The sequence below is a fragment of the Pseudomonas sp. FW305-3-2-15-E-TSA4 genome, from assembly GCF_058787295.1.
Window position 1 is genome coordinate 257,007 of the sequence record NZ_JBYSZP010000007.1, and the last position, 20,645, is coordinate 277,651.

Below are 20,645 nucleotides of genomic sequence, written 5' to 3' on the forward strand. Positions count from 1 at the left end.
GCATGAACGCACCTGTCGTAATCGTCGGCACCGGGCTTGCGGGTTACAACCTGGCCCGCGAGTTTCGCAAACTCGATGGCGAAACCCCGCTGCTGCTGATTACCGCCGATGACGGGCGCTCTTACTCCAAACCGATGCTCTCCACCGGTTTCGGCAAGAACAAGGATGCCGATGGCCTGAGCATGGCCGAACCCGGCGCGATGGCCGAGCAATTGAAGGCCGAAGTGCGTACCCACACGCGCATTAGCGGCATCGACGCTGGCCACAAGCGCCTGTGGATCGGCGAAGAAGCGGTGTACTACCGCGACCTGATCCTCGCTTGGGGCGCGGAAACCGTGCGTGTGCCGATCGAAGGTGATGGCGCCGATCGGGTGTTCCCGATCAACGATCTCGAAGATTACGCGCGCTTTCGTGCAGCCGCTGCGGGCAAGCGCCGCGTATTGTTGCTAGGCGCCGGGCTGATCGGCTGTGAATTCGCCAACGATCTGATCCTCGGCGGCTACGAGGTGCAACTGGTGGCACCCTGCGAGCAAGTGATGCCGATGCTGCTGCACCCGGCCGCTGCAGCAGCCGTGCAGGCCGGGCTGGAAAGCCTGGGCGCGCGTTTCCACCTTGGCCCGGTGCTGACTCGCCTGCAGAAGGTCGCTGACGGTCTGGAGGCGCATCTGTCCGACGGTCAGGTGATTGCCTGCGATGTGGTGGTGTCGGCCATCGGCCTGCGCCCGCGCATCGATCTGGCCGCGGCGGCCGGGGTGCAGGTCAATCGCGGTGTCGTAGTCGACCGGTATCTGAAGACGTCCCACGCCAATATTTACGCCCTGGGCGACTGTGCCGAGGTCGATGGGCTGAATTTGTTGTACGTGATGCCCCTCATGAGCTGTGCGCGTGCGCTGGCACAAACCCTGGCCGGCAATCCGACGGCCGTAACTTACGGCGCGATGCCGATCACGGTGAAAACCCCGGTATGCCCGTTGGTCGTTTCGCCACCGCCACGGGGCAGCGAAGGCGTCTGGACTGTCGAAGGGCAGGGCGCCGACATCAAGGCCCTGTGCCGCAGCGCCGATGGTCAGTTGCTCGGTTACGCGCTGACCGGTGCGGCGGTGATGGAAAAACTCGCCCTGAACAAACAGCTTCCGGCCCTGCTGGCGTAAATACCGGTCGTTCTGTCGGAATCACCCCGCTTTTGCCCCTACAAAGGTCGCGGGGAGACTGGCGCCGCCGGTATCCGCGTGCCATTCTCACTCCCGTCTGCCGCAGAGTAGAGCCTGCGGCGCCTTGGGCGCTGTTCCAACGAGAACAGCACGGACATAACAACAAAAAACCGTCAAAGGGGCTTCACTAATGCGTAAACCAGAACTCGCCGCTGCAATCGCTGAAAAAGCGGATCTGACCAAAGAACAGGCCAACCGCGTTCTCAACGCCGTCCTCGAAGAAATCACCGGCGCTCTGCACCGCAAGGACAGCGTCACGCTGGTGGGCTTCGGCACCTTCCTGCAACGCCACCGCGGCGCCCGCACCGGCAAGAACCCGCAAACCGGTGAACCGGTGAAAATCAAGGCCAGCAACACCGTGGCATTCAAGCCAGGCAAGTCGTTGAAAGACAGCGTCAATCCTTAAATTGCGGCGAACTCCCTGAGTAGCGGGGAGAACTGCAATAAAAAATGGGCACACCGATTGCGGTCGGGTGCCCATTTTTTGTGGTTGAAAATCGGCTTGTTAACGCCGGAAGCAGGCCTTGCCGTTGCCGAAATCCACGGCCAGGCAGTTCGGCTCGATCGCCAGTTGCAGATCCTGGAACAGGCCGGACAAATCGCTGTTCGACGCCGGTTTGGTATTGCTTTTCAGCGTCACGGTGTGGTTTTCCACCTGCCAGGTGCCCTTGGCAAACCCGTCAGCGCTGCCATACGCCACGCCCGCGTCAAACGTGCCGTCCTTGCGCAGCAGCAGCTCGGCGCCCATCTCCATTGCACCAGTCAGATAGTAATGACCGTCCAGTGGCGGGGTGTCCGCTGACGCTTGAGTTGTTGGCAACCAAATAAGTGCTGCGAAAAATATGGCTTTCAATTCCATGAGGTAAAGCTCCTTGGCGGCTCCGGGCTCGGGAGCCGAATGAGATGCAGGCTTCGGACCGTGGCTCAACAGTCAGCCGGTCTGGTTGACATTACCGGTCGAAAAGAATTTACCAAGGCAAGCTGGCAACGTGGGAAATAAAACGATGTAAGAATTATCCCTGACATTTGTCAGAGTATTTTCGGCGTGGAAGTGTTGCGTAAGTGGTGGAAATGACTGTTGGATCGCACTTCGATAATTATTGAGTTGGCACTGAAGTACAGCATTCACGAGATGAATAAAGTTTCAGAAAAATGAATTGCCATCAAATTGATGGCACTTTTGTTGTTGCGCGTTGTCCCCGCTGAATTGTTTGTAATTCCAGCGGGTTCTCGGAAAAATCCTACTTCTATTTTTTTCGAGAGTTGTCATGCTGGCCCCCGTGTAATAGGACGGATGTTCGACGCGATTCGCGCAGGCGGGATCGGGCCGCTCTGGATCAAGGGTTCTGAGGGCGCAGGGCAAATGTTCACAATATAAATCGCCATCAGGGATTCCCCTGCCACATATAGGGCGATCTCCTACACGGTCCAATGAACACTTCGTCTTGTTGTTTAACCAGATGCTTGCTAGTGGCCATCATAGTGATTACGATGCGCCCACTTGAAAGAGCACATCTCAATTGGATGAGTCGCTTCACTGCTCTTCGATACTGTCCCGCGCCGCGGCAACTCCAATAGGCGCATGACTGTAATCCTAATTAAAGGCCATGGATGTCCTACTCAAGCAAACTTTCCGCCCATTACCTCGAACTCGCAAAAGTCTCTGTTTCCAAAGAGAATTTCGCGGGCGAAGACGTTCGTTTTTCGAGCGAATTCGAGGCGCTGGAAAGCGAGCTGGCCAAAGCCTCGTCGATGCACGAAAGCGGGCAGATCGACTGGCTGAAAATCCGTGAAAACAGCGAAAATCTGCTGCGTACCCAATCCAAGGATTTACGCGTCGGCGCCTGGCTGACCTGGTCGTTGTACCAGCGTGAATCCTTCCCCGGGCTGCTGGCCGGCCTCGGTCTGCTGCACCATCTGTCGGAAAACCACTGGGCCGACGTTCACCCGCTCAAACCGCGCACCCGTGCCGCTGCCATCGGCTGGCTGGTGCCGCGCCTGGAGCAGGTGCTCACTGAAAACATCGCGATCAAGGAACAGCTGCCGATGTTCCGGCAACTGTCCGAGCATCTGGCCGGCCTCGATGCCGCATGCACCGAGCACTTGGGCGATGACGCACCGCTGCTGCTGCCGCTCTCGCGTCGCTTGAAAACCATGATCCAGCGTGCCGCCGACAATCAGCCGGCCCCCGGTGTGGTGGGCGCAGCGGTGGCGCAGGTCAAGCAGGCCGCGAGCCAGTTGCTGACCCCCGGCGCACCGATCGACAACGAAAAAGACGCCTACAAGGCTTTGCGCGCGCAGCAGGAAAGCGCGCGTCCGTTGTGTGCCTGGTGGCTCAAGCAGAAGGCCACCGACTTGCGCGCCCTGCGCCTGAACCGCACTTTGCTCTGGCTGCCGATCGACGCGGTGCCCGAACGCAACGCCGAGCAGATCACCGTGCTACGCGGCCTGCCGGTGGACAAACTCAAGCAGTACCAGGATCGCTTCGATCAGGGCAAATACGCCGACCTGCTGGTGGAACTGGAGGCGAGCCTGGCGAAGGCGCCGTTCTGGTTCGATGGCCAGCGGATGGTCTGGGAATGTCTCCAGAACCTCAACGCCGAGATGGCAATGCGCGAAGTGGAAATCCACTTCGCGCTTTTGGTTCAGCGCCTGCCCGGCATCATCGAATGTCGTTTCCATGACGGCGCGCCGTTTGCCGATCCGTCCACCCGGGCGTGGATCGCCGGCAATGTCATGCCGCACCTGCAAAGCGCCAGCGCGCCGCGCAAGGTCGAAACCGACGATGTCGAAACCCAGCCCGCCTGGGAAAAGGCCCTGCAGGACGTGCTGCCGCTGCTGCGCAAGGAAGGCCTCAAGCCTGCCGTGCAGACGCTCAAGCAAGGACTGCAATCGGCCCACGGCGGACGCGAGCGGTTCTTCTGGCAGTTCGCCCTCGCGCGGCTGTGCTTCATGGCCAAGAAGTACGAACTGGCCAAGAACCAGCTCGAAACCCTCGATCAGACATTACAGGACTCAGGCCTGCACGCCTGGGAGCCCGATCTTGCATTGGAAGTGCTGCACCTGCTGCACAGTTGCTGCGAGTTGTTGCCGCAGAACCATGCAGTGCGTGAACGCAAGGAAGAGATTTATCGCAGGCTGTGCCACCTCGATCTCGAAGTGGTACTCGAATAGGCCCCAGGGCCACAACCGCAAGGAGAAAAGCCATGGCCAAAGAAGGCTCGGTAGCCCCCAAGGAACGCATCAACGTCACCTTCAAACCCGCCACCGGCGGTGCTCAGGAAGAGATTGAACTGCCGCTGAAGCTGCTGGCAATCGGTGACTACACCCACCGCAAGGACGATCGCAAAATCGAAGATCGCAAGCCGATCAGCATCGACAAGATGACCTTCGACGAAGTGTTGGCCAAGCAAGAGCTGGGTCTGACGCTGAGCGTGCCGAACCGTCTGCAGGAAGATGGCGAGGCCGACGAGCTGGCTGTGCAATTGCGCGTCAATTCGATGAAGGACTTCAACCCGGCCAGCCTGGTCGAGCAAGTGCCTGAGCTGAAAAAACTGATGGAACTGCGCGATGCGCTGGTGGCCCTCAAAGGCCCGCTGGGTAACGCACCTGCGTTCCGTAAAGCGATCGAAGGCGTGCTCGCCGACGACGAATCCCGCGGTCGCGTACTCGGTGAGCTGGGCCTGAACGCCGCAGCCCCGGACGCCTGAGACTCCAGCCAAGGAAGCCAACACAATGAGCACTAGCGCAGCACAAGAGAAGAGCGCCGAAAGCGGCGAGTACAGCATTCTCGACAGCATCATCGCCGAAACCCGTCTGACTCCGGACGACGAAGCCTACGACATCGCCAAGCGTGGCGTGTCGGCGTTCATCGAAGAACTGCTCAAGCCGCAGAACAACGGTGAGCCGGTCAAGAAGGCCATGGTTGACCGCATGATCGCCGAGATCGATGCCAAGCTCAGCCGTCAGATGGACGAGATCCTGCACCACCCGGACTTCCAGGCACTGGAATCGTCGTGGCGTGGCCTGCAGTTGCTGGTCGACCGCACCAACTTCCGCGAAAACATCAAGATCGAAATCCTCAACGTCTCCAAAGAAGACCTGCTGGACGATTTTGAAGACTCGCCGGAAGTCATGCAGTCGGGCCTGTACAAGCACATCTACACTGCTGAATACGGCCAGTTCGGTGGTCAGCCGGTGGGCGCGATCATCGCCAACTACTTCATGTCCCCAAGCTCGCCGGACGTGAAACTGATGCAGTACGTGGCCAGCGTTTCCTGCATGTCCCACGCGCCATTCATCGCCGCCGCCGGCCCGAAATTCTTCGGTCTGGAAAGCTTCACCGGCCTGCCGGATCTGAAGGATCTGAAAGACCACTTCGAAGGCCCGCAATTCGCCAAATGGCAGAGCTTCCGTACTTCGGAAGACTCCCGCTACGTCGGCCTGACCGTGCCGCGTTTCCTGCTGCGTAACCCGTACGATCCGGAAGAAAACCCGGTGAAATCGTTCGTGTACAAGGAAACCGTTGCCAACAGCCACGAGCACTACCTGTGGGGCAACACCGCGTTCGCGTTCGGCACCAAGCTGACCGACAGCTTCGCCAAATTCCGCTGGTGCCCGAACATCATCGGCCCACAGAGCGGTGGCGCGGTTGAAGATCTGCCGTTGCACCACTTCGAAAGCATGGGCGAAATCGAAACCAAGATCCCTACCGAGGTTCTGGTCTCCGACCGTCGTGAATACGAACTGGCCGAGGAAGGCTTCATCTCCCTGACCATGCGCAAAGGCTCCGACAACGCGGCGTTCTTCTCCGCCAGCTCGGTGCAGAAGCCGAAGTTCTTCGGCATCAGCGCAGAAGGCAAGGCGGCAGAGCTGAACTACAAGCTCGGCACCCAACTGCCGTACATGATGATCGTCAACCGCCTGGCTCACTACTTGAAAGTGCTGCAGCGCGAGCAACTCGGTTCGTGGAAAGAGCGTACCGACCTCGAGCTGGAACTGAACAAGTGGATCCGCCAGTACGTCGCCGACCAGGAAAACCCGAGCGCCGAAGTCCGTGGCCGTCGTCCGCTGCGTGCTGCGCAAGTGATCGTCAGCGACGTTGAAGGCGAGCCGGGCTGGTACCGCGTCAGCTTGAACGTGCGTCCGCACTTCAAGTACATGGGTGCCGATTTCACCCTGTCGCTGGTTGGCAAGCTGGACAAAGAGTAAGAGCGACTCATGGACGGATACGGCAGCCTGTTCGAGCGCCTCAACGGCGACGCGCAACTACGCAAGGGCAACAGCCTTGAGGCTTGTGCCATGGCGTCAGTGGCTGCCCACCTGGCCAAAATGCTCAGCACCCGGGCCGGCAGCGTGCAAACGCTGGCCGACTACGGGTTGCCCGATCTCAATGACATGCGTCTGAGCCTGCACGACTCCCTGAGTCAGGCCCGTCTGGCCATCGAAAACTTCATCGAAGCCTACGAGCCGCGCCTGAGCAACGTGCGTGTCATTTCCCTGCCGCGTGACCACGACCAGCTACGGCTGGCCTTCAGCATCGAAGGCCTGCTGGAAGTCGAGGGTTTCAAGCGTCAGGTCAGTTTTTCCGCGCGCCTGGATGGCAGCGGTCAAGTGAAGGTCACCTAAGGAGATTCCCGATGTCTGGCAAACCCGCAGCACGCGTATCCGACCCCACCGCTTGCCCACTTCCTGGCCACGGTACCAACCCGATCGCCGCCGGTTCCGGCGACGTGTTCTTCGACGGCCTCGCGGCCGCCCGCCAAGGCGATGCCTCGGCGTGTGGTGGTGCGTTGGTTGGCGATCTGGCGACCACGGTTTTGATCAATGGCAAACCTGCCGCCACCGTAGGTTCAGTCGGGGCCCATGGTAACAAGGTCACTGCCGGCTCCGGGACGGTAATCATCGGGAATTCGCATACGCCTGCACCGTTCGTTCCACCGATTCCGTTGAGTATTTTTGGGTTCAATGTTCGTGTTCAGCTCTTGGACGCTGCTTCCGGGGCACCACTCAAAAACGTCTCCTATGTAGCGACACTAGAGGATGGGACGCAGGTGCAGGGAGTGACAGACGAGGTGGGTTTTTCGAAGCCCTTGGGTCAAAAGGCTCAATCACAAAGCGTTCAGTTCGCTGCTAAGCCGAACTGGCTTTTGCGAGGAGAGTGAGATGGGTCAAGCGGCTCAAGTCTCAACCGTAGTAACGACGCCTGCAGCTGATGTGGCGCCGGTTCAAATCTATTTGGTGGGTGACGACGACTACGTTATTCCAGTTGTTTTTCCAGACTACAAAATCCACATCGACGGCTATCAGACGACGTTTTTCGGTAAAAAAATAGAGATACCCGGTGGCAAAGCTCCCTACCTCGGACATGCGGGCGTTCTCGTAATTAACGGAAAAACGGGTCAGTCAAAATATTATGAATATGGTCGTTATCCCGGGCCTGGACCGGCAGGGCGGGTACGCGTTGGTCGAATTCCTGACGTGGTACTGAAAGGTGGCTCGATTACTGAATCGTCCCTCAAGAAAACCCTCAGACACATCGCCATCGAGCACGGCCAATCCGGAAATATCACCGGGGTTGTTTTGAGAGGACATGTCTACGACCAAGCGCTTACTTGGCTCAAAGCGAAAGAGGCGGAAAACTCGAACGCCAAACGGCAAGAATATGATCTCGGAAATCATAACTGTGTGACGTTTGCGACGGATTTGGCAGAGGCGGTTGGTTTCTCGATTCCTTTTCGTACGCGGGTTGTCGTCCCAAGTGCCTACATGGCCCAATTTCAATTCAGTGAACCAGATCTGGACTACATCTTCTCAACCGACACTTTGGAGATTAGCAAGTGAAGGTATTGAAGTGGACTTTCGTTTCCATATTTGCGCTGACGCTCTTTTTGGGAATCGCAGCCTACTCATTGCTTGAGCGTTCTGACGGAAAGGTGCCGACCTTGAAAAATCATCCTAATGCTCATTGGAGCGGGGCGCAGGATGGAGGAGTTTTTTTTGAAATCACTAAATCAGATCCTCCAGCCTATTACGTTGAGATTCGTTATGAGAGTGGGGACATCTGGGCTGAGGGTTGGATAAAGCACGGCCTTAAAGAGGGCCGTAAGTTAACCAGCCAGGACCTACTTGGTTACGACGGTGGTGACGTTGTTTATTTACAGGATGGAACAGTTCTGGAACTGAATGCGGCAGCGGTCAAATGATGTGGCTGAATATGATCCGGATGACAGGCAACTATCAGTTGAACATCCACGATGCCGCGGGCAACAAGACCCTTGACTCCGCTCAGTTGAAACAACGCCTGGCTGCGGTCAAGAAGGTCACTGAAGGCACGCAACGGGAATGGACGATCCGTGAGGTTTCGATCTGCCCATGAAACTGTCAGGGATCATCTGCATGTTGGGCTGGACAGGGTCTTTCGCATTTCTGGTCTCGTTGCCTGCCAGCGCTGTTCAGCGGGTCTATCGCAATGACGTGTACCTGTTGAACACCTGCGCAGTTGCGCTGGAGCTGATGCGGCAGGCATTGCCTGCGATTGCTTCGCAGGACTTGGTTTCGAAGATGAGGGGTTGCCCGTGATTGGTGTATCGAACGAGATGCCCATCCTCAGTCGCGCGCAGCTGAGTTTCTTCATGGGCGCCTTGTGGACGCCATTCTTGGCCATGCTGGCGTTCTCATCTTATGGCCTGTGGATTGGCGAATTTTCGACATTCGATTCGTCCGAGACTCACTGGGAGTATCTGTTGTGTTTCGGCTTGCCCGGGCTGCTGTTGTTTGCTCTGTGGGTATCGCGGACTGCGAAGCGCCGCAATGAGCAGCAGGCGCTGCGAATGGTCTGGCTGGCGCCGTTGAAGTTCATACCTTTCTACGCGGTGCCCTGGATGCTTTATGGCTTGTGCAGTCTGATCGCCGGGCCGTTCGACAGTGCATTCATGGCTTACGGCTGGATTCTGCTCGTGCCGTATCTCCTGATCGCCGGCTATTTCTGTGCGGGCGTGACGGTTGCGCTCTACAGGATATTTTTTTGATGAGTTCCACTACCAGGCAGGTAACCCGTGTCCTTTAACCACTACTACCAAAGCGAACTCACCGCACTGCGCCAGTTGGGCCGCCGTTTCGCCGAGCGTAGTCCGGCGCTGGCGCCGTTCCTGGGGCAGGCCGGGCGGGATCCGGATGTGGAGCGGTTGCTGGAAGGTTTTGCGTTCCTCACCGGGCGTCTGCGGCAGAAGCTCGATGATGAGCTGCCGGAGCTCAGCCATTCGCTGATGCAACTGCTGTGGCCGAACTACATGCGCCCGCTGCCGGCGTTCAGCATTCTGCAGTTCGATCCGCTGAAGCGGTCGGGGCCGGCGCTGGTGGTCGAGCGCGATACGCCGATCGAAAGCAAGCCGATCGAAGACGTGCGTTGCCGCTTCCGCACCTGCTACCCGACCGAAGTCTTGCCGCTGGATCTGGCCGCGCTGAACTACTCGGTGAAGGGCGACGGCTCGCTGCTCAGCCTGCGTCTGGAAATGAGCGCTGACGGTCACCTCGGTGAACTGGAGCTGAGCAAACTGCGCTTGCACTTCGCCGGCGAGCGCTACATCAGCCAGATGCTGTATCTGAGCCTGCTGCGCAACCTGGAAGGCATCGAACTGATCCCGCTCGACGGCGCCGGCAAGCCAATCGATGGCGTGGCGGGCAAGCCGATGGCGTTCAAGATTCCGGGTGACCGGGTCAAGCCAGTGGGCTTTGCCGAAGAAGAAGCGTTGATCCCGTATCCGCTGAACACCTTCCGTGGCTATCGCTATCTGCAGGAATACTTCGCCTTCCAGGACAAGTTCCTGTTCGTCGACGTCAACGGTCTGGACATTCTCAAGGCGCTGCCGGAAGACACGCTCAAGCAGATGCGCGGCCTGGAGTTGCGTTTCGATATCCGCAAGAGCGGGATCATGCGTATGCGTCCGACCCTGGATAACGTGAAGCTGTTCTGCACGCCGATTGCCAACCTGTTCGCCCACGACGCCCTGCCGATCCGCCTCGATGGCAAACAGGATGAATACCTGCTGCTGCCGGCGGAATACGATCTGGAAAACTGCGGCGTGTTTTCGGTGGAAACCGTCACCGGCTGGAAGCCCGGCGGCCTCGGTTATCAAGAGTACGTGCCGTTCGAATCGTTCGAGCATGACCCGAGTTTCGACGTGCCCAACAGCCGTCCGCATTACAGCATCCGCCAGCGTTCGTCCTTGCTGCACGACGGCCTCGACACCTACCTGAGCTTCGGCATCCGCCACACCGAAGCCCACGAAACCCTGTCGATCGAGTTGATCTGCACCAACCAGAACCTGCCGCGCAAGCTCAAGCTCGGCGACATCTGCATGGCCTGCGAAGAGACGCCGGAGTTCCTGAGTTTCCGCAACATCACCCCGGCCACGTCGAGCTTCGCGCCACCGCTGAACCGTGACTTCCTGTGGAAGCTGATCAGCAACATGTCGCTCAACTATCTGTCGCTGGCCGACGTCAACGCGTTGAAGGTGATTCTCGAAACCTACGACCTGCCGCGCTACTACGACCAGCACGCGGAGAAGGTCAGCAAACGCCTGCTCGGCGGCCTCAAGCACATCAAGCACCACCACGTCGATCGGCTGCACCGTGGCTTGCCGGTGCGCGGTCTGCGCACCGAACTGACCATCGACCCGGAAGGGTATATCGGCGAAGGCGATCTGTTCGTTTTCGCCTCGGTTCTTAACGAGTTTTTCGCGCTTTACGCCAGTCTCAATTCGTACCACGAGCTGCGGGTAAAAAGCACACAGGGAGAGGTGTACCAATGGACACCACGTATGGGCCTGCAGCCCCTGCTTTAAGCGGGCTGACCAAGGTAATACGCGAGTACTCGCTGTTTCAGGCCGTGCTGCTGGTGATCGACCGGCTGCGCGAGGCGCACCCGTACCTGAGCGAAGACGATCTGTACGATCAAGTGGAGTTCCAGGCCAACCCGAGCCTGGGCTTTCCGCGCAGCGACGTCGATCGCGTGGAGTTTTTCGAAGAGCACGGGCAGATGCGCGCGCGCATGCGTTTCAACCTGATCGGGCTGGTCGGCTCCGGTTCGCCGCTGCCGGCGTTCTACGGCGAGCAGGCTCTGGGCGACAGCGAGGACGGCAACCCGACGCGCAACTTCCTCGACCTGTTCCACCATCGCCTGCAACGACTGATGCTGCCGATCTGGCGCAAGTACCGCTATCGCGCCAGCTTCCAGAGCGGCGCGATCGACCCGTTCTCCTCGCAGCTGTTCGCGCTGATCGGTCTGGGTGGCGACGAGATCCGCAAGGCCAAAGAGCTGAACTGGAAACGCCTGCTGCCGTACCTCGGTTTGCTCAGCTTGCGCGCGCACTCGGCGGCGCTGATCGAAGCCGTGCTGCGTTACTACTTCAAGCACGAGGACCTGGTTATCGAGCAGTGCATCGAGCGTCGCGTGGAGATCCTCGACGAGCAGCGCAACCGCCTCGGACGCGCCAACAGCCTGCTCGGTGAAGACTTGGTGCTGGGCGAGCGGGTGCGCGACCGCAGCGGCAAATTCCGCATTCACATCACCGAACTCGACTGGGAGCGATTCCACGAATTCCTGCCGATCGGTTTCGGTTACCAGCCGCTGTGCGCGCTGGTGCGGTTCACCTTGCGTGACCCGCTCGATTACGACATTCGCCTGGTGCTGCGCCCGGAAGAAATCCGCGAACTGCGCATTGGTGAGAAGAACGACTGTCGCCTGGGTTGGACCAGTTGGCTGGGCTGCGAAAAAGCAGACGGCGTGGTCACCCTGGGCAGCAAAATTCATTAAGGACGTGAGCCATGATCAACGTAGACCTGCAACAACTCATCCAGGCGCTGGACGCCGAAACCCGTCGTGATCTGGAGCGTTCGGCCGAACGTTGCGTGGCTCGTGGCGGCAGCAAGATCCTCGTCGAAGACTTGCTGTTGGGCCTGCTGGAGCGTCCGAACGGCTTGCTGTCGCGCGCCTTGCAGGATGCGGATGTCGATGCCGGTGAACTGAGCGCCGCACTGCAATCTCGCGTTGAACACAGCGCCTCGCGCAACCCGGTGTTCGCCCCGGAACTGGTGCAGTGGCTGCAAGACGCGCTGCTGGTGGCCAACCTCGAACTGGGCCAGACCCAGGTCGAAGACGCCGCGCTGATCCTTGCGCTGCTGCGCAACCCGATGCGCTATGCCGGCAGCCGTTACCAGCCGCTGCTCGCCAAGTTGAACATCGATCGCCTGAAGGAATTTGCCCTGTCGCAACAGGAGCAACCGGCGGCCAACGGCAAGCCGGCAGCGCAGGGCGAATCGCTGTTGCAGCGCTTCACCCACAACCTGACCCAACAAGCGCGCGACGGCAAACTCGACCCGGTGCTGTGCCGCGATGGCGCGATTCGGCAGATGGTCGACATCCTCGCCCGTCGGCGCAAGAACAACCCGATCGTGGTCGGTGAAGCCGGCGTCGGTAAAACCGCCATCGTCGAAGGCCTGGCCTCGCGCATCGCGGCTGGTGAAGTGCCGCAGGTGCTCAAGGACGTTGAACTGCTGTCGCTGGACATGGGCCTGCTGCAGGCTGGCGCCAGCGTCAAAGGTGAGTTCGAGCGTCGCCTCAAAGGCGTGATCGACGAAGTCAAAGCCTCGCCGAAACCGATCATCCTGTTCATCGACGAAGCCCACACCCTGATCGGCGCTGGTGGCAACGCCGGCGGTTCCGACGCGGCCAACCTGCTGAAACCGGCGCTGGCCCGTGGTGAACTGCGCACCATCGCCGCTACCACTTGGGCCGAGTACAAGAAATATTTCGAGAAGGATCCGGCGCTGGCTCGGCGTTTCCAACCGGTGCAGTTGCACGAACCGACCGTCAGCGAAGCGGTGACAATTCTCCGTGGTCTGGCGCAGGTCTACGAGAAGAGCCACGGCATCTACCTGCGGGATGACGCGGTGGTCTCGGCGGCGGAATTGTCCGCGCGCTATCTGGCCGGTCGCCAACTGCCGGACAAAGCCGTCGATGTCCTCGACACCGCATGCGCCCGCGTGCGCATCAGCCTCGCCGCTGCCCCGGAAAGCCTCGAACGCCTGCGTGGCGAACTGGCCGAAGGTGGCCGTCAGCGTCAGGCCCTGCGTCGCGATGCCGAGGCCGGTCTGCTGATCGACCACGAAGCATTGGACGCACTGGAAGCGAGGCTGGACGAAGCCGAAAGCGAAATGGTCGCGCTGGAAACCCTGTGGACTGAACAAAAGCAGTTGGCCGAGCGCCTGCTGGAACTGCGTCAGCAACTGGCCAAGGCCCGCGAAGCTGCCGCTGTCGAGCCGACCGTCAGCGTTGAAGAAGACGCCGAAGGCACGGTGATCGAAACCATCGCCGCCGAGGTCGAGGAAGGCCAGAGCGTTGAAGCGCTGGAAGCCGAACTGCACCAGACCCACAGCGCTCTGACCGCTGCTCAAGTCAAAGAGCGTCTGGTCAGCTTCGAAGTCTGCCCGCGTCTGGTGGCCGAAGTGATCAGCGCCTGGACCGGCGTGCCGCTGGCGCAACTGGCCCGCGAGCACAACGCCAAGGTCGCCAGTTTCGCCACCGACCTGCGCACGCGCATCCGTGGTCAGGAACAAGCCGTGCACGCACTGGATCGCTCGATGCGCGCCACTGCCGCCGGCCTGAACAAGCCTGACGCACCGGTCGGCGTGTTCCTGCTGGTCGGCCCGAGCGGCGTCGGCAAGACCGAAACCGCGCTGGCCCTGGCTGACCTGCTGTACGGCGGCGACCGTTTCATCACCACCATCAACATGTCCGAATTCCAGGAGAAGCACACCGTCTCGCGTCTGATCGGTGCGCCACCGGGCTACGTCGGTTACGGCGAGGGCGGCATGCTCACCGAAGCGGTGCGCCAGAAGCCGTACTCGGTGGTGCTGCTCGATGAAGTCGAAAAGGCTGATCCGGACGTGCTCAACCTGTTCTACCAAATCTTCGACAAGGGCGTGGCCAACGACGGCGAAGGTCGCGAAATAGACTTCCGCAACACTTTGATCCTGATGACCTCGAACCTCGGTAGCGACAAGATCAGCGACCTCTGCGAAGACGGCGCCCGCCCGACCGCCGAGCTGCTCGAAGAGACCATTCGCCCGGTGCTGAGCAAACACTTCAAACCTGCGCTGCTGGCGCGGATGAAAGTGGTGCCGTATTACCCGGTGGGCGGTCCGGTGTTGCGCGAGCTGATCGAGATCAAACTCGGTCGTCTCGGCGAGCGCCTCAACCGCCGTCAGCTGGATTTCAGCTGGTGCCAGAACCTCGTCGATCACCTGTCCGAACGCTGCACGCAAAGCGAAAGCGGTGCGCGCCTGATCGATCATCTGCTCGATCAGCACGTACTGCCGCTGGTGGCTGATCGCTTGCTTGATGCGATGGCCACCGGTGAAAGCCTCAAGCGTGTGCATGCCACGCTCGACGGCAACGCCAGCGTGACGTGCGAGTTCGCCTGAGGTGGGTGTGATGTTCACTCAAGTGCCGCAGCCACTGGTCTATGCCGAAGCCTTGCTGGCGCAGTTCGCCAGCCTGTCGCGCGCGGCGGACGGTGCTGCGCTGCTGGGTGACTTCGTGCGCGGGTTGGCCGAGCTGAGCGGTTGCGAATTGACCCAGCTGTACCTGCTCGACGCCACCCACACCTGCCTGGGGATGAACGCCGAATGCCTCGACGGCGCGCTGCAACCGCGCGCCGCCACCAGCCTGCCGGCGGACTACAACGGTGAGCAGCTGCTGCAGTTTGCCCTGTGCCAGAACCGCGTGGTCTGCCTCGACGATCTGGGTGCCAGCCTGCACGAAACCAGCTTTCTGCCGGCCACCGCTGGTGCCTGGCAATCGCTGCTGTGCGTGCCGCTGGTCAATCAGCAGAAGGCGGTTGAAGGCCTGCTGCTGTGCGCCAGTCGTCGTCACGTCGACCTGCAAGGCTTTGCCGATTCCCTTGGCCAGCTCGGCTCGTTCGTCCTCGGTCAGTTGCACTTGCTGCAGCGTCTGCGCCAGCCGCCGGCAGAATCGGCCACGGTGGCGCGCAGTGTGCCGAGCATCAGCGGCTATGGCCTGATCGGCAAAAGCGCCGCCATGCGCCAGACCCACTCGTTGATCAGCAAAGTCCTGCACAGCCCGTACACCGTGCTGCTGCGCGGCGAGACCGGCACCGGCAAGGAAGTCGTCGCCCGCGCGATTCACGATTGCGGCCCGCGTCGCTCTCAGGCGTTCATCGTGCAGAACTGCGCAGCAGTCCCGGAAAACCTGCTGGAAAGCGAGCTGTTCGGCTATCGCAAAGGCGCCTTCACCGGCGCTGACCGTGACCGCGCGGGGCTGTTCGATGCGGCCAACGGCGGCACGCTGTTGCTCGACGAGATCGGCGACATGCCGCTGTCGCTGCAAGCGAAGATTCTGCGGGTGTTGCAGGAGGGCGAGATTCGCCCGCTGGGTTCCAACGACACGCACAAGATCGATGTGCGCATCATCGCCGCGACGCACCGCGATCTGTCGACGCTGGTCAGCGAAGGCAAATTCCGCGAGGACTTGTATTACCGCCTCGCGCAGTTCCCGATCGAGCTGCCGGCCCTGCGCCAGCGCGAAGGCGACATCCTCGAGCTTGCTCAGCACTTCGCCGAGAAGACCTGCGCGTATTTGCAGCGTGATCCGGTGCGCTGGTCGAGCGCGGCGTTGGAACACCTGTCCGGTTACACCTTCCCCGGCAACGTGCGCGAACTCAAGGCACTGGTCGAACGCGCGGTGCTGTTGTGCGAGGGCGGCGAATTGCTGGCCGAGCATTTCTCCCTGCGCATGGAGCCGATGCCCGAAGACCACAGCGGCCTGAATCTGCGTGAACGCCTGGAAAAGGTCGAACGCACGCTGTTGCTCGATTGCCTGCGCAAGAACGACGGCAACCAAACCCTCGCCGCCCGCGAACTGGGCCTGCCACGCCGCACACTGCTCTACCGCCTCGGGCGGTTGAATATCAACCTGGGTGATTTCGATGGTTGATCTGAACCTGGCTCTTGCCATTTGCAAAACTCCTGTCTTGAAGGACTTCTCTGTGGCGAGGGGATTTATCCCCGATCGGCTGCGAAGCAGTCGTAATCCAGCAAACGCGGTTCTCCTGAAAGAACCGGTAATCAGGTTTCGGGGCTGCTTCGCAGCCCATCGGGGACAAGTCCCCTCGCCACAAATTGCTCACTTGCGACAAGAGGTACTTTTACCTCGATGGTCTGGCTCAAGGCCTCGATGTAGAGCCTTCGAGGCCACTCAAAGAATTAATTTCAGCGCCGCCCGCAAGGGTCGGCGCTTTGTGCTTTGTCTACCCCTGGAGACCCTCTGATGTCTGTTCGTCACTGGCACGCTGTCCTGCTGACCCTCGTCGTTCTATGCGGCCTAGGCGGCTGTAGCGGCAATTACAAATTCAACGACAACGACTATCGCCCGTTGGGTGATCCGCAAGCGGTCAATCGCGGCAAGTGACCGCAAGGAGCATCAAACATGGAACTGGTTTTCGAAATGCTGAACACCAAGCAGTTCGTGCCCACCGAGTTGTGCCAGAAGACCTTCAAACAGGCCGGCGGCGTGATCGGGCGGGGCGAGGACTGCGACTGGATCATTCCTGACCGCAAGCGGCATCTGTCCAATCACCACGCGATTGTCAGCTACCGCGAAGGCACGTTTTTCCTCACCGACACCAGCAGCAACGGCGTCCAGGACGGCGGCAGCGGCGCACGCCTGCACAAGGGCGAACCGGTGCGCATCGAGCACGGCAGCACCTACGTGCTCGGTGACTTCGAGATTCGTGCGCGGCTGGTGCGTGACCCGGCGACCTTCGACGGTGAGGTCGGCCGTCCGCGTGCCGCCGGCAGCATCATTCCGGACGACGCCTTCCTCGATCTTGATCCGCTGAACGCGATCGAACAGCAAGAGCGCGTCTATTCGGAAATCGACGAACTGTTGGCGCCGACGGCCAAGCCCGAGGACTCCCGTCAGCGTGCCGACTACGCGCGCATCGACATGGAAAGCCTGATGGTGCCCGAGCTGATCGCCCCGGTTGAGCCCGAGCCTGCTCCGGCCCCGAAGGTCGTCGAGCGGCAGAGCGAGGGTTTCTGGGAGCATTTCGGCGCAGCGCTGGGCGTGGATGTCAAAGGCCTCGATCACGACGCCCGCGAAGCCCTGGCGCTGAACGCCGCGCGTCTGCTACGGCAGAGCATTGGCGGTTTGCAGCAGAGCCTGCGCACCCGTTCGGAGTTGAAAAACGAACTGCGTCTGGCCCAGACCACCGTGCAAGGCACCAACAAGAACCCGCTGAAATTCGCCGTCGATCCGAGCGAAGCGCTGGAGATTCTGTTGCAGCCGCACAAGCCAGGGCACCTGCCGGCCGAGCAGGCGATCTCCCGTGCATTCCGCGATCTGCAAGCGCATCAGGTCGCGCTGCTCACCGCCAGCCGCGCCGCCGTGCGCGGCACGCTGGAGCACTTCTCGCCAGAGCAGTTGACCCTGCGTTTCGAGCGCGACAACAAGCCGTTGATCGCCACCTCGGGCGGGCGCTGGAGAGCGTTCGGCCGCTACCACCAGGCCCTGCGTCAGGACGATGACTGGAGCGAGCGTCTGCTGGCCCGCGATTTCGCCCAAGCCTACGAAGAACAGATCCGCCTGATCTCCACCCTCCACACCGACCACCAAGGATGATGCGCATGTCTCGCCGCTCGACCGCTTTTTTCAAGACGCTGACTGCGCTCACCGTGCTGGTGCTGCTCGCCGGTTGCTCGTCGCTGTCGCCGTACTCGAAAGTGACCAAGATCAATCTGAAGCTGACCGGCAGCGATCAGCTCAACCCGGACCTCAACGGCCGTCCTTCGCCGATCGTCGTGCGCCTGTTCGAACTCAAGCACCCGGTGACCTTCGAGAACGCTGATTTCTTCAGCCTCTACGAACGCGCCAAGGAATCCCTCAATCCGGATCTGGTGGCCAGCGAAGAACTCGAACTGCGCCCGGGTGAAACCGTGGAAATGAAACTCAGCGTGGAGGAGGGCAGCCGCTACGTCGGCGTTCTCGCCGCCTACCGTGATCTGCCGGAAACCAAGTGGCGCTACACCGTGCAGGTCACCCCGCTGGAGCTGACCGAGGCCGATCTCACCCTCGATCAGGCCGGTATCCGCAACACCCATGAAGCGCTCGCCAAGGCGGATGACTGAACATGAATACCCATAAAGTCATTTGGCAGGAAGGCATGTTGCTGCGGCCGCAGCACTTCCAGCACAACGATCGCTACTACGATCACCAGATGAAAACCCGCACCCAGTTGCTGGGTGGCTACACCTGGGGTTTCCTCAATCTGGAGATCGACCTGCAGTTCCTCAACATGGGCAAACTGGTGATCAGTGCCGCGTCGGGGATCCTGCCGGACGGCAGCCTGTTCGAACTCGGCGGCAACACCGAGCCGCTGGCGCTGGACGTACCGCCGAACACCGGCAACACGCCGATTTACCTGGCGCTGCCGTTGGTCACCGGTAACCACATCGAGGCGCGCCGTCCGGAGCAGTCCGACGTGCTCGCGCGTTACACCGCGTACGACGCCGAAGTGGCCGACTCCAACGCCGGCGACGATTCCGCCAGTCAGGTCAGCTGTGGTCGCCCGGATTTCAAACTGTTGCTCGGCGAGCAGCAGAGCGATCAGGCCTACGTGAAGTTGAAGATCTGCGACGTGCTCGACACCACGCCGGACGGCGTGATCAGCCTCGACCCGGATTTCGTGCCGACCTACATCCAGGCCCACGCGTCCAGCTATCTGCTGTCGTGCCTCAAAGAAGTCATCAGCATGCTCAACCACCGTGGCGACACGATCGCCGAGCGGATCCGCTCCAACGGCAAGGTCGGCGGCGCGGAAGTCGGTGACTTCATGATGCTGCAACTGATCAACCGTACCGAACTGCTGCTGCGCCACTACCTCGGTCTGGAGCAGGTACACCCGGAAGAGTTGTACCGCACGCTGCTGACCATGCTTGGCGATCTGGCGACCTTCTCCAGCGACAGCAAGCGCCCGCGTCTGGACAGCCGCTATTCCCACGCCGATCAGGGTGCAAGCTTCCGCAAACTGATGGAAGCGATTCGTCAGGTGCTGTCGATGGTGCTCGAACAGCACGCTATCGAACTGATCCTGCAAGCGCGTCAGTACGGCATCATCGTGTCGCCGTTGCACGACCACAAACTGCTCGGCTCGGCGTCGTTCGTGTTGGCGGCAAGTGCCAACTGCGACTCCGAAGAACTGCGCCACCGCTTGCCGGCGCACCTCAAGGTCGGCCCGGTGGAGCGTATCCGCCAACTGGTCAACCTGCACTTGCCGGGGATCAAGGTCAAACCGTTGCCGGTGGCCCCGCGGCAGATCGCGTTCCACTCGAACAAAACCTACTTCATCCTCGAACTCAGTTCCGAAGACCTGGCGCAACTCGAGCGCTCCGGCGGCTTCGCGTTCCACGTGTCCGGCGAATTCGCCGAGCTTGAACTGAAATTCTGGGCCATCAGGAACTGACCGCCATGATCAAGGAAACGGATTACAACCAGGACGACAAAACCGTCCTGCTCGATCGTCAGGGCCACGGACCGGCAGCCAGTCCGCTGACCGACTTCGCCGCGCCGCCGCGCTTCGAGCAACTGGAAGAACGGATGATCTACGCCGCGCGCCTGCGCCCGGCGGAGGCGTTCAACATCAGCCTGAATTCGCTGGTGGCGGCGTCGTCCGAACTGCTCTCGGAAGTGGTGCGCCTCAAGCACAGCGAAACCCGCGAAGACCTCTACGCGCTCAACGAGCGCTTGACCGCCGGGCTCAAACTGTTCGAAGTGCGCGCCCTGCACAACGGCGCCGAAAGCAGCCAGGTGATGGCCGCGCGTTACGTGCTCTGCACCGTGGTCGACGAAGCTGTGGTGACCACGCCGTGGGGCAACGAAAGCGAGTGGTCGCAGATGAGCCTGCTCAGCAGCTTCCATAACGAGACGTTCGGTGGCGAGAAGTTCTTCCAGCTGCTCGATCGGCTGTCGAAGAACCCGGTCAAGCACCTGCCGATGCTTGAGCTGATGTACCTGTGCCTGTCCCTCGGTTTCGAGGGCAAGTACCGCGTGCAGGCCCGTGGCATGCTTGAGCTTGAAGGCATCCGCGACGCCCTGTACCGGCAGATCCGTCAGTTGCGTGGCGACGTGCCGCGCGAGTTGTCGCCGCACTGGGAAGGCCTCAACGACCAGCGCCGCAACCTGGTGCGCATCGTGCCGGCGTGGATGGTGGTGCTGTTCACGCTGGTCTGCCTGGTGGTGATGTATTCGGGCTTCGCCTGGGTCCTGGGCGAGCAGCGCGACACCGTTCTGCAACCTTATCAGCCGCTTGATCCGGCCGCGGTGCAACCGCAGTCGCAGCCGTAAACAGGGACGTG

General features: G+C 60.6%; 21 protein-coding genes. 20 read left to right on the top strand and 1 reads right to left on the bottom strand.

What is annotated here, in order from left to right; all coding sequences use genetic code 11:
• Positions 1-2 precede the first annotated feature (2 nt).
• Positions 3-1,151, top strand: coding sequence for an NAD(P)/FAD-dependent oxidoreductase (locus tag AC3WMV_RS12275; RefSeq protein ID WP_103368524.1), 1,149 nt, complete (start codon positions 3-5; stop codon positions 1,149-1,151).
• A gap of 190 nt (positions 1,152-1,341) precedes the next feature.
• A complete protein-coding gene (locus AC3WMV_RS12280) occupies positions 1,342-1,617 on the top strand; it encodes an HU family DNA-binding protein (protein WP_003213368.1) in 276 nt (91 codons plus the stop codon).
• Between the two features lie 99 nt (positions 1,618-1,716).
• On the opposite strand, the gene AC3WMV_RS12285 is transcribed toward AC3WMV_RS12280, so the two are convergent.
• The gene (locus AC3WMV_RS12285; RefSeq protein ID WP_103368525.1) at positions 1,717-2,070 is read right to left on the bottom strand and encodes a hypothetical protein; all 354 of its coding nucleotides are present in this window, start codon (positions 2,068-2,070) and stop codon (positions 1,717-1,719) included.
• A gap of 752 nt (positions 2,071-2,822) precedes the next feature.
• On the opposite strand from AC3WMV_RS12285, the gene tssA reads away from it, so the two are divergent.
• From tssA to icmH, 18 genes are all read left to right on the top strand, one after another.
• On the top strand, positions 2,823-4,385 hold the full coding sequence (tssA, locus tag AC3WMV_RS12290) for a type VI secretion system protein TssA (RefSeq protein WP_103368526.1): 1,563 nt from the start codon (positions 2,823-2,825) through the stop codon (positions 4,383-4,385).
• Positions 4,386-4,417: 32 nt separating this feature from the next.
• Positions 4,418-4,921: a type VI secretion system contractile sheath small subunit gene (gene tssB / locus AC3WMV_RS12295; protein ID WP_003229587.1), complete on the top strand. Its 504-nt coding sequence runs from the start codon at positions 4,418-4,420 to the stop codon at positions 4,919-4,921.
• Between the two features lie 25 nt (positions 4,922-4,946).
• Positions 4,947-6,422, top strand: coding sequence for a type VI secretion system contractile sheath large subunit (tssC, locus tag AC3WMV_RS12300; RefSeq protein WP_003229584.1), 1,476 nt, complete (start codon positions 4,947-4,949; stop codon positions 6,420-6,422).
• Positions 6,423-6,431: 9 nt separating this feature from the next.
• Complete coding sequence (gene tssE / locus AC3WMV_RS12305) at positions 6,432-6,839, top strand: type VI secretion system baseplate subunit TssE (protein WP_007920274.1); 408 nt, start codon at positions 6,432-6,434, stop codon at positions 6,837-6,839.
• An 11-nt stretch (positions 6,840-6,850) separates the two neighbouring features.
• A complete protein-coding gene (locus AC3WMV_RS12310; RefSeq protein ID WP_097089463.1) occupies positions 6,851-7,375 on the top strand; it encodes a PAAR domain-containing protein in 525 nt (174 codons plus the stop codon).
• A 1-nt stretch (position 7,376) separates the two neighbouring features.
• Positions 7,377-8,054, top strand: a complete 678-nt coding sequence (locus AC3WMV_RS12315; protein ID WP_103368527.1) for a DUF6695 family protein — start codon at positions 7,377-7,379, stop codon at positions 8,052-8,054.
• Positions 8,051-8,416: a hypothetical protein gene (locus AC3WMV_RS12320; RefSeq protein ID WP_097089467.1), complete on the top strand. Its 366-nt coding sequence runs from the start codon at positions 8,051-8,053 to the stop codon at positions 8,414-8,416. The genes AC3WMV_RS12315 and AC3WMV_RS12320 overlap by 4 nt, the downstream gene beginning before the upstream one ends.
• A gap of 11 nt (positions 8,417-8,427) precedes the next feature.
• Positions 8,428-8,589 (top strand): hypothetical protein, encoded by a 162-nt coding sequence (locus AC3WMV_RS12325; protein WP_177409024.1) that lies wholly within the window; start codon positions 8,428-8,430, stop codon positions 8,587-8,589.
• A 220-nt stretch (positions 8,590-8,809) separates the two neighbouring features.
• The gene (locus AC3WMV_RS12330) at positions 8,810-9,241 is read left to right on the top strand and encodes a hypothetical protein (RefSeq protein ID WP_177409027.1); all 432 of its coding nucleotides are present in this window, start codon (positions 8,810-8,812) and stop codon (positions 9,239-9,241) included.
• Positions 9,242-9,268: 27 nt separating this feature from the next.
• Complete coding sequence (tssF, locus tag AC3WMV_RS12335) at positions 9,269-11,056, top strand: type VI secretion system baseplate subunit TssF (protein WP_007962320.1); 1,788 nt, start codon at positions 9,269-9,271, stop codon at positions 11,054-11,056.
• Complete coding sequence (gene tssG / locus AC3WMV_RS12340; protein ID WP_041071592.1) at positions 11,020-12,027, top strand: type VI secretion system baseplate subunit TssG; 1,008 nt, start codon at positions 11,020-11,022, stop codon at positions 12,025-12,027. The genes tssF and tssG overlap by 37 nt, the downstream gene beginning before the upstream one ends.
• A gap of 11 nt (positions 12,028-12,038) precedes the next feature.
• Entirely contained in the window at positions 12,039-14,696 is a 2,658-nt protein-coding gene (gene tssH, locus AC3WMV_RS12345; protein ID WP_103368528.1) for a type VI secretion system ATPase TssH, read from the top strand.
• Positions 14,697-14,706: 10 nt separating this feature from the next.
• Positions 14,707-16,227, top strand: a complete 1,521-nt coding sequence (locus AC3WMV_RS12350; RefSeq protein WP_096795408.1) for a sigma-54 interaction domain-containing protein — start codon at positions 14,707-14,709, stop codon at positions 16,225-16,227.
• 333 nt (positions 16,228-16,560) lie between these two features.
• Complete coding sequence (locus AC3WMV_RS12355; RefSeq protein ID WP_003229566.1) at positions 16,561-16,701, top strand: hypothetical protein; 141 nt, start codon at positions 16,561-16,563, stop codon at positions 16,699-16,701.
• Positions 16,702-16,719: 18 nt separating this feature from the next.
• Entirely contained in the window at positions 16,720-17,913 is a 1,194-nt protein-coding gene (gene tagH, locus AC3WMV_RS12360) for a type VI secretion system-associated FHA domain protein TagH (RefSeq protein ID WP_096795407.1), read from the top strand.
• Between the two features lie 5 nt (positions 17,914-17,918).
• Positions 17,919-18,419 (top strand): type VI secretion system lipoprotein TssJ, encoded by a 501-nt coding sequence (gene tssJ / locus AC3WMV_RS12365; protein ID WP_007962325.1) that lies wholly within the window; start codon positions 17,919-17,921, stop codon positions 18,417-18,419.
• Positions 18,420-18,421: 2 nt separating this feature from the next.
• Positions 18,422-19,753, top strand: a complete 1,332-nt coding sequence (tssK, locus tag AC3WMV_RS12370; protein ID WP_007962327.1) for a type VI secretion system baseplate subunit TssK — start codon at positions 18,422-18,424, stop codon at positions 19,751-19,753.
• A gap of 5 nt (positions 19,754-19,758) precedes the next feature.
• Positions 19,759-20,634 carry a type IVB secretion system protein IcmH/DotU gene (gene icmH / locus AC3WMV_RS12375; protein WP_003229559.1) on the top strand — a complete coding sequence of 292 codons (876 nt, stop codon included), beginning with the start codon at positions 19,759-19,761 and terminating at the stop codon, positions 20,632-20,634.
• Positions 20,635-20,645: the final 11 nt, after the last annotated feature.

Coding starts and splice junctions, on each gene's coding strand:
- tssE (WP_007920274.1), top strand. CDS start 6,432: ATGGACGGATACGGCAGCCTGTTCGAGCGCCTCAACGGCGACGCGCAA.
- icmH (WP_003229559.1), top strand. CDS start 19,759: ATGATCAAGGAAACGGATTACAACCAGGACGACAAAACCGTCCTGCTC.
- tssC (WP_003229584.1), top strand. CDS start 4,947: ATGAGCACTAGCGCAGCACAAGAGAAGAGCGCCGAAAGCGGCGAGTAC.
- tssH (WP_103368528.1), top strand. CDS start 12,039: ATGATCAACGTAGACCTGCAACAACTCATCCAGGCGCTGGACGCCGAA.
- AC3WMV_RS12275 (WP_103368524.1), top strand. CDS start 3: ATGAACGCACCTGTCGTAATCGTCGGCACCGGGCTTGCGGGTTACAAC.
- tssK (WP_007962327.1), top strand. CDS start 18,422: ATGAATACCCATAAAGTCATTTGGCAGGAAGGCATGTTGCTGCGGCCG.
- AC3WMV_RS12355 (WP_003229566.1), top strand. CDS start 16,561: ATGTCTGTTCGTCACTGGCACGCTGTCCTGCTGACCCTCGTCGTTCTA.
- AC3WMV_RS12315 (WP_103368527.1), top strand. CDS start 7,377: ATGGGTCAAGCGGCTCAAGTCTCAACCGTAGTAACGACGCCTGCAGCT.
- tssG (WP_041071592.1), top strand. CDS start 11,020: ATGGACACCACGTATGGGCCTGCAGCCCCTGCTTTAAGCGGGCTGACC.
- AC3WMV_RS12350 (WP_096795408.1), top strand. CDS start 14,707: ATGTTCACTCAAGTGCCGCAGCCACTGGTCTATGCCGAAGCCTTGCTG.
- tssB (WP_003229587.1), top strand. CDS start 4,418: ATGGCCAAAGAAGGCTCGGTAGCCCCCAAGGAACGCATCAACGTCACC.
- AC3WMV_RS12285 (WP_103368525.1), bottom strand. CDS start 2,070: ATGGAATTGAAAGCCATATTTTTCGCAGCACTTATTTGGTTGCCAACA.
- AC3WMV_RS12280 (WP_003213368.1), top strand. CDS start 1,342: ATGCGTAAACCAGAACTCGCCGCTGCAATCGCTGAAAAAGCGGATCTG.
- AC3WMV_RS12310 (WP_097089463.1), top strand. CDS start 6,851: ATGTCTGGCAAACCCGCAGCACGCGTATCCGACCCCACCGCTTGCCCA.
- tssJ (WP_007962325.1), top strand. CDS start 17,919: ATGTCTCGCCGCTCGACCGCTTTTTTCAAGACGCTGACTGCGCTCACC.
- AC3WMV_RS12330 (WP_177409027.1), top strand. CDS start 8,810: ATGCCCATCCTCAGTCGCGCGCAGCTGAGTTTCTTCATGGGCGCCTTG.
- tagH (WP_096795407.1), top strand. CDS start 16,720: ATGGAACTGGTTTTCGAAATGCTGAACACCAAGCAGTTCGTGCCCACC.
- AC3WMV_RS12325 (WP_177409024.1), top strand. CDS start 8,428: ATGATCCGGATGACAGGCAACTATCAGTTGAACATCCACGATGCCGCG.
- tssA (WP_103368526.1), top strand. CDS start 2,823: ATGTCCTACTCAAGCAAACTTTCCGCCCATTACCTCGAACTCGCAAAA.